The sequence below is a fragment of the Pseudoalteromonas sp. S4741 genome, from assembly GCF_005886135.1.
Taxonomy (GTDB): Bacteria; Pseudomonadota; Gammaproteobacteria; order Enterobacterales; family Alteromonadaceae; genus Pseudoalteromonas; species Pseudoalteromonas tetraodonis.
The window spans coordinates 1-11636 of the sequence record NZ_PNCN01000111.1; the positions used below are offsets into that span (position 1 = coordinate 1).

General features: G+C 41.6%; 10 protein-coding genes and 4 tRNA genes. 5 read left to right on the forward strand and 9 right to left on the reverse strand.

Going from position 1 to position 11636, the window contains the following annotated elements:
* The first annotated feature begins 126 nt into the window (after positions 1 to 126).
* The 4 genes from CWC30_RS14555 to CWC30_RS18880 all read left to right on the forward strand — a co-directional run bounded on the left by CWC30_RS14555 (position 127) and on the right by CWC30_RS18880 (position 3968).
* Entirely contained in the window at positions 127 to 585 is a 459-nt protein-coding gene (locus tag CWC30_RS14555) for a zinc ribbon-containing protein (protein WP_138627455.1), read from the forward strand.
* Positions 586 to 661: 76 nt separating this feature from the next.
* Positions 662 to 3091: a Lon protease family protein gene (locus tag CWC30_RS14560; protein ID WP_138627456.1), complete on the forward strand. Its 2430-nt coding sequence runs from the start codon at positions 662 to 664 to the stop codon at positions 3089 to 3091.
* Positions 3088 to 3564, forward strand: coding sequence for a BamJ family beta-barrel-assembly machinery protein (gene bamJ, locus CWC30_RS14565; protein ID WP_036982055.1), 477 nt, complete (start codon positions 3088 to 3090; stop codon positions 3562 to 3564). The genes CWC30_RS14560 and bamJ overlap by 4 nt, the downstream gene beginning before the upstream one ends.
* Before the next feature lie 140 nt (positions 3565 to 3704).
* A complete protein-coding gene (locus CWC30_RS18880; protein ID WP_249929886.1) occupies positions 3705 to 3968 on the forward strand; it encodes a hypothetical protein in 264 nt (87 codons plus the stop codon).
* 180 nt (positions 3969 to 4148) lie between these two features.
* On the opposite strand, the gene lnt is transcribed toward CWC30_RS18880, so the two are convergent.
* The 5 genes from lnt to miaB are packed head-to-tail and all read right to left on the reverse strand — an operon-like array spanning position 4149 to position 9608.
* Complete coding sequence (gene lnt / locus CWC30_RS14575; protein ID WP_171034727.1) at positions 4149 to 5699, reverse strand: apolipoprotein N-acyltransferase; 1551 nt, start codon at positions 5697 to 5699, stop codon at positions 4149 to 4151.
* Positions 5680 to 6564, reverse strand: a complete 885-nt coding sequence (gene corC / locus CWC30_RS14580) for a CNNM family magnesium/cobalt transport protein CorC (RefSeq protein ID WP_036982057.1) — start codon at positions 6562 to 6564, stop codon at positions 5680 to 5682. Before corC ends, lnt begins: the two co-directional genes overlap by 20 nt.
* A 22-nt stretch (positions 6565 to 6586) precedes the next feature.
* Positions 6587 to 7045 carry an rRNA maturation RNase YbeY gene (gene ybeY / locus CWC30_RS14585; RefSeq protein ID WP_008115159.1) on the reverse strand — a complete coding sequence of 153 codons (459 nt, stop codon included), beginning with the start codon at positions 7043 to 7045 and terminating at the stop codon, positions 6587 to 6589.
* A 4-nt stretch (positions 7046 to 7049) separates the two neighbouring features.
* Positions 7050 to 8108, reverse strand: a complete 1059-nt coding sequence (locus CWC30_RS14590; RefSeq protein ID WP_069439957.1) for a PhoH family protein — start codon at positions 8106 to 8108, stop codon at positions 7050 to 7052.
* Positions 8109 to 8162: 54 nt separating this feature from the next.
* Positions 8163 to 9608, reverse strand: coding sequence for a tRNA (N6-isopentenyl adenosine(37)-C2)-methylthiotransferase MiaB (gene miaB / locus CWC30_RS14595; protein WP_069439958.1), 1446 nt, complete (start codon positions 9606 to 9608; stop codon positions 8163 to 8165).
* 256 nt (positions 9609 to 9864) lie between these two features.
* Between miaB and CWC30_RS14600 the strand changes: the two genes are divergently transcribed.
* A complete protein-coding gene (locus tag CWC30_RS14600; RefSeq protein ID WP_138627458.1) occupies positions 9865 to 11046 on the forward strand; it encodes an FAD-dependent oxidoreductase in 1182 nt (393 codons plus the stop codon).
* Positions 11047 to 11169: 123 nt separating this feature from the next.
* Here the strand turns inward: CWC30_RS14600 and CWC30_RS14605 are convergent.
* The 4 genes from CWC30_RS14605 to CWC30_RS14620 all read right to left on the reverse strand — a co-directional run bounded on the left by CWC30_RS14605 (position 11170) and on the right by CWC30_RS14620 (position 11607).
* Positions 11170 to 11244, reverse strand: a tRNA-Gln gene (locus CWC30_RS14605).
* A 39-nt stretch (positions 11245 to 11283) separates the two neighbouring features.
* Positions 11284 to 11368, reverse strand: a tRNA-Leu gene (locus CWC30_RS14610).
* Positions 11369 to 11407: 39 nt separating this feature from the next.
* Positions 11408 to 11482, reverse strand: a tRNA-Gln gene (locus CWC30_RS14615).
* 40 nt (positions 11483 to 11522) lie between these two features.
* A tRNA-Leu gene (locus CWC30_RS14620) sits at positions 11523 to 11607 on the reverse strand.
* Positions 11608 to 11636 lie beyond the last annotated feature (29 nt).

Below are 11636 nucleotides of genomic sequence, written 5' to 3' on the forward strand. Positions count from 1 at the left end.
GACTGCTGCAAATTTAACCTTAAAAGGTCAACAGACCCTAAACAAAGCCTGTATGGTGTTGTTTTTATCAACAGCTAATAGCGCCGTATAAATATCAGTCCCCTCACAATTTTGAAGGAGTATAAAATGGCAGATTACAGAGCATGGCTTAGTGATTTAACCGATTGGTTAAAAGATGTGAAAGAGCATGAGGTTAAAGCCGCAGTAAAGCGATTTATTGAATCTGAGCAGGCACTTAAAGATTTAGGTGAAGAAAAATATCAGCTTTATCGTAATTACTTAATGCGCGATATCTCTCATCTACAAGAAAATAACAGCTACTATAATTCGCTTGCATGGCAGGAGCTTAAAGAGTCATTGTGGTTTGAACTTTCTCATATTGAAGACAAAACACAGCTTGAATGGCAGTCATTAAGTGAAGATTTTAAGCATAATGGTGTTTATCACGCAGGTGAATGGATAGCCATGGGCACATTAGTATGTAAGAATTGCAACCATAGTTACGATGTTTACCATGCAACGCAAATTATTCCTTGTACGCAGTGTGATGGCATCTATTTTAGCCGCCAGGCTTTACAACCCTAAATATAAGTATTGAGTGGCTGTAGGCCACTCAATATACCCAAATCTAGCAATTAAGCTGGTAAAAAAAGAAGTTAGAATGACGAAAAAACTGCTGCCACTACCTGTATCAAATCTTGCACCGAGTATTTCTTCGAGCCATGTAAGCACTTGCATGAGCAATCCATACCCTGAACAACTTACCTTTATAGGCCAACAACGTGCGCAAAGTGCGTTGGACTTTTCTTTAGGAATGGACCTACCCGGTTATAATGTTTACGTAATGGGAGAGGCGGCACACGGGCGTTTTACCTTAGTAAAAGACAAATTAAAACAACACGCTAAAGAGCGCACAACACCGCATGAATGGTTATATGTTAATAACTACGACGATCACCGTGAGCCTATTGCGTTATTTATGCATGCAGGGCAAAGCAAACAATTAGCCGATGATATTGACTCGTTTATTGATGAAGTACTCGACACCTTTCCTGCTGCATTTGATAACCCAGCCTATCAGCGTAAGAAAAAATCGATAGACCGTGAGTTTAACGATGCTTACGATGGCGCCATTACATCGGTAGAAATAGCCGCGCTTGAGCAAAGTGTGGCACTAATTGAAGAAAAAGGCGTAGTCGGCTTTGCACCGCTGATTGATGGTAAACAACTTACCGATAATGAGTTTTCTGATCTTGAAGATGACTTACGCGAGATGTTTTTTGAGCGTATAGAAAAATTAGAAGATGCCCTCATTGAAGCGCTTATTGAGTTACCGCGCTGGAAGCGTGAATCCAAAGAAAAGCTTCGCAACCTTAAAAAGTCTACCGCTGAGCAAGCGACTAAACCGTTATTAAAAGATTTAGAACATAAATATGCCAGCCATATTGGTGTACTGCGTTATTTAAAAGATATACGTGTAGAAATTATTGATGCCGTGCTCGAATGGCTTGATGATGAAGGTGAAAGCGAAGAAAACAAAGAAGACTTTGATCGTAAAGGCATGCTTACCGACTTTTTTGCGCCTAATATTTTGGTCGAATATAAAGAAGGCGATGCGGCACCGGTTGTTTACGAGCCAAACCCAACGTTTGGTAATATTTTTGGCAAAATTGAATACGCCACATCGCAAGGGTCGTTAATTACCAGCTATCGATCAATTCAACCAGGTGCATTGCACCGCGCGAATGGCGGCTATTTAATTATGGATGCTGAAAAAGTAATGGCTCAACTCCAAGTGTGGGATGGACTAAAACTGTCGTTAAAAACGCATCAAATTAAAAATGACTTACCTTATCAAGACAGTGTAGTTGGCAGTAGCTTTACGCTTCGCCCGCAGTTAATACCGCTTGATGTGAAAATTATTTTGCTTGGTTCACGTGAGCTTTATTACACCATCGGTGAATACGACGAAGAATTTGCCGAGTTATTTAGAGTACTTGCCGATTTTGATTATTACTTACCAAGTAGCGATAAGCTGCAGTATCAGTTTATTACTAAAGTCAGTGATTACTGCGAGCAAACATTAAAGTGCACGTTAAACGAATCAGCAATGGTGCGATTGCTTAAGTTTAGTTATCGCCAAGCTGAGCACCATAATAAACTCTCAGCCCGTTTTGCTGATGTATTAGAGCTGGTGGCTGAGGCTAGTTTTTACGCTAAACAAGACAAGCTAACGGTGATTGATGCACGCCATATTGACGAAGCGATTGAAGGCAAACAATATCGTACGGGGCAAATTAGTGAAAATATGCTCAGCGATATAAAAGAAGGGCACACCTTAATTGCGACCGACGGGCAAGCCGTAGGTAAAGTAAATGGTTTAACTGTACTGCACATTGGTGACACCTCATTTGGCACACCTGCACGTATTACTGCTACCGTTTATGCGGGCGCCGACGGCGTAATTGATGTGGAACGCGAAGCTGAGCTGGGTAAAGCAATTCACTCAAAAGGGGTAATGCTGCTCACTGGTTATTTAGGTAACAAATACGCGCAACACTTTAGCTTAACACTCAGTGCGAATATCGCTATTGAACAAAGTTATGGCTACATAGATGGTGATAGCGCCTCTCTTGCTGAACTTTGTGCGCTAATTTCGGCGATCACCAGTTTACCAATAAGCCAATCTATTGCACTAACCGGCTCTATTAATCAGCATGGTGATGTACAGGCCATTGGTGGTGTAAACGAGAAAATAGAAGGTTTCTTTAAGCTATGTAAAATGCGCGGCTTAACGGGTGAGCAAGGCGTTATTATTCCAAAATCAAACCAAGTTAACTTAGTACTTGATGATGAAATACTCAATGCGGTTGAACTGGGTAAATTTAATATTTTCGCCGTTGAAACCGTTGACCAAGCGCTAAACTTACTAATGGACATTGACGCGGGTGACATGGTTGATGAACACTACCCAGAAGATTCGGTTAATGGCATTGCATTAGCGCGATTAAAAGACATTGCCGATATTGTTAATGGCGATAACAGTGACGAAAAAGACCACGACTCAGAAGATGAAAAAGGGGAGTTATGATCAATATAATTTTACTGATTGTTATTGCAATTTTTTGTGTTTTAATTTTTAAAAACAGTAAAAAAGCTAAGCAGCAAGCAATCGCTAACGCACAAATTGAAAGTGATTATTTAATTGCTAATGCAAAAACTGAAGGTGTAAATGAAACCGCATCTGGCTTGCAATATAAAATAATCCATAAAGGACAGAGCGAAAATACACCTAGCCCAACAAGTATGGTGAAAGTGCATTATCATGGCACTTTAATCGACGGCACTGTATTTGACAGCTCAGTAGAGCGTAAAACTCCGATTAGCTTTGGCTTGCACCAAGTGATAAAAGGCTGGACTGAGGGTCTGCAACTGATGAGCCCGGGCGATAAATTTCAGTTTTATATACCGCACCAGCTTGCCTATGGTGAAAAGCGGGTAGGGAGTATACCTCCTGCGTCATTGCTTATTTTTGAGGTGGAATTACTGGCTATTGAGTCGTAATTTTAAGGTAAAAAATACGTTAAGCCCTGCTTTAATCAAGTAGGGCTTTTTTATTTGCTTTTATCAGTCAATCCTACTCAAGAGTTTAAAATATCAGTCGATACCTAAAATAGTGACAAATTTATTTTAGGGATAAAATAATGAAGATTTCAACCGCCTCAATTCAATATCAAGCATCTAATTATAACAATCAGGCTTTAGTAGAAACAGAGCGGCAACCTACAGGTGACGAATCACAAGAAGAACTTGACTATGTTTTATCAGAGTTTTTAGACGCAAAGGTTCAAAAATACAGCGAAGATAGCGCAACATTTGCTGAGCAATATCAAAATTTAGAAAAGGCATATAAGCAAGTGGTTGCATTACAAGAGCATATAAATAAGCTTAAGCAGAGCACTGTATAACGTAGTTTAACCATAAATAATAGCCAATATGGGCCAGCTGAAGACGACAATCGTTTGACTATGGATGCTGAGCATATCGGGGCTAAAAAATATAAAATCGAGCAACAACAAGAAGGGATAAATAGATTGCAGCCGCAACTTAGTGAGGTGAAGTCTCTATTGAGCTAGTAACCAACGAATTTACTTCTTAAACCTAACCCCAAATCCAATCATACCCAATAACAATATAAACCCCCATACAAACCCATTGCCGTATTGGCTATACACGCTATCCCCTTGTATGAGCTTTATATTGGCTTTAAGTGTGGTAGTTTCAAACTGTGGCATAGTTTGACGTGTTTGGCTTATGGGGTCGTATACACCACTTATGCCGTTGTTGGTAACACGCACTAATGGACGCTGTAGTTCTAGGGCGCGCATGCGGGCAATTTGCATATGCTGGTGGGGGCCGATTGAATCACCAAACCAAGCATCATTACTCACCGTAAATAATATGTCTGAGTCGCTTTTGTAGTTACCACGCACTAAATCAGCAAAGACTATTTCGTAGCAAATAGCGGGCAGTAGATTAAAGCCATTCGCGCGTAAGTTATTTTGCACTTTATCACCGCGAGAGAACGATGACATAGGCAAATCAAATAACGGAGCTATGGGGCGCAGTATGTCTTCAAAGGGAACAAACTCTCCAATAGGCAATAACTGATGCTTTTGATAGCGGTTACTGTCTAAGTAACGGTAGTGGCCATGTTCATCATTTTGCTCTTTGTTACCGACCACAATCAGCGTATTGAAAATGGTTTTTGTATCGCGTTGGTAATCGACAATACCCGTTACTAGCGCGGTTTTATTAAATGAGGCGGCACTGTCTAAGCCTGCTAAATATGAATCGGCGAGGGCTTCTATTTCAGGCACTGCAGCTTCAGGCCACACAATTAAATCAGCATCCCAGTGACGGCGCGTCATATCTTGATACTTACTCATGGTGGTCCAAAACTCACTGGGGTCAAAGCGCAAGTGTTGTTTTATATTACCTTGTACAAGCAGCACAGAAAGGTCTTTATTGGAGTAATGGGGTGCCTTTGTAAAATGTGCACCTGCAAAAGCTAAAACAACCACAGCAGCGGTAACAACAGGCATTTTAAATTGTTTTTGCGTTAAGCTGTACAATGCAAAACCAATGGCAATACATAATAGCGTGAGTCCAAATTCACCAATAAAAGGAGCAAGGGCATTCAGTGGGCTATCTGTTTGTGTATAGCCAAAGCTTAACCAAGGAAAACCGGTTAATAGCTTGGCTCGCAAATATTCACTAATCGCAAAACAAGGGAGTAGTAGCGCTGCAAAACTTATAGAGCCGTTTGAAAAACGAGTGGTTGCCCATAGTGCCAACGCAGGAAATAATGAAAGGTAGCTGCACAGTAATACCATTAACGAAATGGAAGCGATAAGTGGCATACCACCAAAGGTGGCGATAGAAACATGTACCCAACTTATACCTGCACCAAACCAGCCCAGGCCAAATATAAAGCCATATTTAGCCGCGGTTTTAGCGTGTTTTTTTCCAGTGAGGTTTGCAGGGATACAATAAAATAATGCGACCAAGCTAAAAAATACAATTGGCCAAATACCAAAAGGCGCGTAGCTAAAAGTCAAAACAAGGCCCGCAACCAGTGCGAGCCATGCTTTTTTATCTTTTGCTAGTAGGGTGAGGCTAGTTAGCAGTTTCTTCACTGTCGTTATCATCAGCCTTAGGAATGGTGACTTGCAGTTGTAATATACGACGGTTATCAGAATTAGTTACTTTAAACTGAAACCCGTCTATATCAATAGTTTCGCCACGACTCGGCATATGGCCAAAGGCATGTAATACGATACCACCAATAGTATCGGCGTCTTGCGAGCTGTAACCTGATTTAAAATGCTCATTAAAGTCATCTACAGGGGTCAGTGCCTGCACAACGTAAACATGTTTAGCTAGTTGACGAATATCTTGTTGTTCTTCTTCTTCATCGTGCTCATCTTCGATTTCACCAACAATGATCTCAAGAATATCTTCAATAGTGACCAAACCAGATACGCCGCCGTATTCGTCTATCACGATTGCCATATGGTAGCGTTGCTGACGAAACTCGTTAAGCAGAGTATCAACCCGTTTACTTTCAGGCACCACCATAGCAGGACGTAAATAGTCACGTAGCGATGGTAAATGCTCATCTTTGTTTAAAATGAGAGGTAATAAGTCTTTTGCGAGTAAAATCCCTTCTACATGGTCTTTATCTTCACACACAACCGGAAAACGAGAGTGGGTAGAGTCAACCATCATAGGTATATGCTCTTCAAGCGGGCTATCAATTTCCAAGGTGACCATTTGTGAGCGCGGTATCATAATATCTCGCACTTTAAGCTCAGACACACCAAGCACACCTTCAATCATTTCTTTGGTTTCAGGATCGATTACATCCCGCTCTTGGGCATCGGCAATCACCTCAACCAGTTCTTCTCTATTCTGGGGTTCCCCTTGCAACATGTGGGTTATACGGCCCAGCCAAGTCCTGCCAGAAGAACCCTGGCTAGATTGCGAGTTATCGTCGCTCATTACGTCTAATTGCTCCGTTTATTTAAATATCGTCCCGGTATGGGTCTGCTATGTTTAGTTCAGCAAGTAATTGCTTTTCTATACTTTCCATCTCTAACGCATCTTCACTCTTTATATGGTCAAATCCAAGTAAATGCAAGCATCCATGAATAACCATATGGGCAAAGTGGTCATGAAATGACTTTTCTTGCTCTTGGGCCTCAGCCAAAACGATGGCTGGACAAATAATTAAGTCACCCACAAGTGGGATATCAATACCCGGTGGCGCTTCAAATTCAAACGATAATACGTTGGTAGGCTTATTTTTACCGCGGTAGTCATTATTGAGCTGTTGTGACTGTGCTTCATCGCTAATGACAATGGTCAGCTCAGACTCATCGCGGTATTGGCTAAGTACTTTATCGGCCCACATTGCAAACTGCTCAAGGCTGGGTAAGTTGTCAAACTCACACGCTATTTGTAAATCAAGTTCTGTTTTCACTGTATTACTCTTTAGTCGCAGGTTGCTCATGAGAGGCAAGCGCTTCTTTAGCTTGTTGTTTTTCTAATCGCTTAAGGCGCTCACGTTCGTCGTTGCGCTCATAGGCTTCAACGATACGTGCTACCACAGGGTGGCGTACTACATCATGCGATTTAAAAAAGTTAAAGCTAATTTCATCAACGCCATCTAACACATCAATAGCATGACGAAGGCCAGAGCGCGCTCCCCGAGGTAAATCAACTTGGGTTATGTCGCCGGTGATCACCGCTTTAGAATTAAAGCCAATACGGGTTAAGAACATTTTCATTTGCTCTGTGGTGGTATTTTGGCTTTCATCTAAAATAATAAACGCATCATTAAGTGTGCGTCCGCGCATATAAGCCAGTGGAGCAATTTCGATGATGTTTTTTTCAATCAGCTTTTCAACACGTTCAAAGCCAAGCATTTCAAATAAGGCATCGTAAAGTGGGCGTAAGTAAGGGTCTATTTTTTGGCTTAAATCACCGGGTAAAAAGCCAAGTTTTTCACCCGCTTCAACCGCAGGGCGAGTGAGCAATATACGACGTATTTCTTGGCGCTCTAGTGCATCAACTGCCGCCGCAACGGCAAGATAGGTTTTACCTGTACCCGCAGGGCCAATACCAAAGGTAATGTCGTGGTGCAAAATATTAGCAACATATGAGCCTTGGTTATCGTTACGCGGTTTAATCACGCCACGACGGGTTTTAATCATCATTTCTTTGCCGTAGGCGCTACTTGAGGTGTCTTGCTCAAGCGCTTTAGACTCAGTGATGGCTAAATGGACGTTGTCAGGCTCAATTTCGCCAATTTCCCCACGTACAGGCTGAGTATCAATATAAAGGTTTTTTAAGATCTCTACCGCGCCGGCGCTACTGTGTAGTTTACCGGTTACTTTAAAAAAGTTATCACGATGAATAATTTCAACACCTAGACGGCGTTCAATTTGTTTGATGTTTTCGTCAAACGGGCCACATAATGAAGAAAGGCGTTTGTTGTCGGCAGGTTCTAAATAAATCTCTAATGTTTTTAACTGATTACTCAAAATTACTTCCTATTACAGTGCGCCAGCGTTAACTGACGCAATGAATTTTTGCAACTAAGGTACGAAAGTAGCAACGCCAATTTCGTTAGCTGTCTCGGTTTTTTGCTCGCTCGCTGCTTTGGTTAAAATAGCAGAAGGGGCAATTTCGCGGCGTAAGTTCATTTCTGATTCTGTACGAATTAAATCGCCACGTAAAGAGTTTGGTAGTGCCTCGGTAATACGTACATCAACAAACTGACCGATCACTGTGTGTGGGCCAACAAAGTTAACTACACGGTTGTTTTCAGTTCGGCCACGTAGTTCCATCGGGTTCTTCTTAGAAGGACCTTCAACTAATATACGTTGTTCGGTATCAAACATTTGGCGGCTAATTTGCTGTGCCATTTGTGTAATACGGTTTTGTAATAAGTACAGGCGCTCTTTTTTCTCTTGCTCGGTTACGTCATCTGGCAAATCGGCCGCTGGCGTACCTGGGCGTGCACTGTAAATAAAGCTAAAGCTCATATCAAAACCAATATCGTTGATAAGGTTCATGGTCGCTTCAAAATCGGCCTTGCTTTCACCTGGGAAACCTATGATGAAATCTGACGACATGCTTAAGTTAGGGCGAATTTTACGTAGCTTACGAATAGTTGATTTGTACTCAAGTGCAGTATGGCCGCGTTTCATTAAGTTTAAAACACGATCTGAGCCACTTTGTACTGGAAGGTGTAAGTGATCAACCAGCTCAGGCACATCGGCATAAGCGTCAATAATGTCAGGCGTAAACTCAACGGGGTGTGAAGTGGTGTAACGAATACGGTCAATCCCGTCAATTGCGGCTACTAAACGGATAAGGTCTGAGAAATAGCAAATTTCACCATCGTGTGTATCACCACGGTACGCATTTACGTTTTGACCTAGTAAGTTAACTTCACGTACGCCTTGCTCGGCTAACTGTGCAACCTCTAATAACACGTCATCAACAGGGCGACTTACTTCTTCACCACGCGTGTAAGGTACAACACAGAAAGTACAGTATTTAGAACACCCTTCCATAATTGATACAAACGCAGTAGGACCTTCCGCTTTTGGCTCAGGAAGACGGTCAAATTTTTCAATCTCTGGGAATGAAATATCAACCACTGATGACCCTTTGTTACCTTGCACTTGTTTGATCATTTCAGGTAAACGGTGCAATGTTTGTGGGCCAAAAATAACATCGACAAACGGCGCGCGTTGACGAATTGAATCGCCTTCTTGCGATGCTACACAGCCGCCAACACCAATAATCAGGTCTGGTTTGTCATCTTTTAATAACTTCCAACGACCTAGTTGGTGAAATACTTTTTCTTGCGCTTTTTCACGAATTGAACAGGTGTTAAGTAATATAACATCAGCATCAGCAGCTTCTTCAGTTAGCTGATAGCCGTTGGTCGCATCTAGAAGATCAGCCATTTTCTGAGAGTCGTATTCGTTCATCTGACAACCCCAGGTTTTAATATGCAGCTTTTTGCTCATTGAAATATAGCCTCGTGTTCAATTCGATAGTGGCACAAACATGTGCTAGAAACAGGTATAAGTGGCGCAATTATTAAATTTTGCTCGACTTAAAGGACGCGTATTTTAGCTGGATACACGCTCAAAACCAAGTATAGATTTCATGTTTGTGATCTGAAATCAATATAGTATGGGTTTAATAAGAGAATTAAGCGAAGCGCTCACACAAAGCAAACTAATTACGATACAATCAAAGTAGAGTTAAGTCAGAAGTAAAATGATGAAAAACATGGCTAAAAGTAATGTAATTGTAGTAGGGGGCGGCATGGTTGGTGCCGCTATAGCTATTAAATTAGCGCAACAAGGCAAAGCAGTACGTGTTATTGAAAAACACCCAATAGATGCATCACTAGTGCTTAGCAGTGATGCAGTTGATATACGAGTATCAGCTATTAACCGCTTTTCGGAAAAACTGCTTGATCAGCTCGGTGCTATGCCATTGCTGCGCGAAAATAGACTCGCTCCCTATGAGCAATTAGAAGCTTTTGAGCGTGGTAACGATCATTTATTATTTGATTGCCATGCCATCAATACCACGCATTTAGGTCATTTAATCGAGAATAAGTTAATTCAAGCAAGCTTATGGCAGCAATTTGGGCAGCATAATATTGAAATGATTAATCCTTCATCGGCTTTAACTGCAATAGAGCAAAACCCCGATAGCATTACCTTACACTATAACGAACAAAGCTATACTGCTGATTTAGTGATTGCAGCCGATGGTGGGCAATCACAATTACGTAGCAAAGCCAATATTGGTATAACTGGGTGGCAATATCAGCAGCATTGTATGGGCGTGCTAATAAAGCTCGATGCACCGCAACAAGTTAAAACATGGCAGCAGTTTACACCTACAGGGCCCGTTGCGTTTTTACCTATGCAAGCACCTTATGCAAATTTAATTTGGTATGACGATGCAAATACCCTCAAAGCATTTAAAGCCCTACAACCTAGCGCATTAAAAGCTCATATTATTGAAAAGTTTCCAAAGCTCGCTGGTGATTTTGAAGTACAAAGCCATGCTATATTTCCTCTAGCAAGGCAGCATGCCAATAATTATTCACAAGGGCGACTCGTTTTAGTGGGTGATGCGGCGCACACCATTAATCCTCTGGCAGGACAGGGCGTTAATTTAGGCTTTCAAGATGTGGCTGCCTTAGCTGAAGTGTTGCGTACAGCTGATGATGTAGGTTGCCCGCTAATGCTTAAAGAGTACGAACGTAGTCGTCGTAACGCTAATTTATTAATGATGAGTATGATGGATGCTTGCTACTTTGGTTTCTCAAACCAAATAGCCCCATTAAAATGGGCGCGCAGCACATTTTTAAAGTTAGCTAATAATACAGGGCCGGTAAAAAACTGGGTATTAAAATACGCAATAAGTGGTGAGCTTAGTTAGTTGGTGAAAAGGCTCAAATTTGGGTCTTTTTTTATATCTGAAAAAATGTGGTATTGGATTATAAAAGTAAAAATATTAGTGGTTTTGAAGCTAGTGTGGGGGCAATCAAAGAAACATGCAAATTGGCTGGGATACCAGGATTTGAACCTGGGAATGCCAGGATCAAAACCTGGTGCCTTACCGCTTGGCGATATCCCAACTCTAAATTTGGATAAGTTTTAGTTCTAATTAAGAACATGGTGCGGAAGGAGAGACTTGAACTCTCACATCCTAAGATACTGGAACCTAAATCCAGCGCGTCTACCAATTCCGCCACTCCCGCAGTTCTTATTCTTATACAACATTCTTTGGTAGAAGAAGTTGGCTGGGATACCAGGATTTGAACCTGGGAATGCCAGGATCAAAACCTGGTGCCTTACCGCTTGGCGATATCCCAACTAAGAAATTGCTGATAATTTTAATTCTTATCAAGAATATGGTGCGGAAGGAGAGACTTGAACTCTCACATCCTAAGATACTGGAACCTAAATCCAGCGCGTCTACCAATTCCGCCACTCCCGCATCGAGTATACAGGTCATACTGTTTTAGA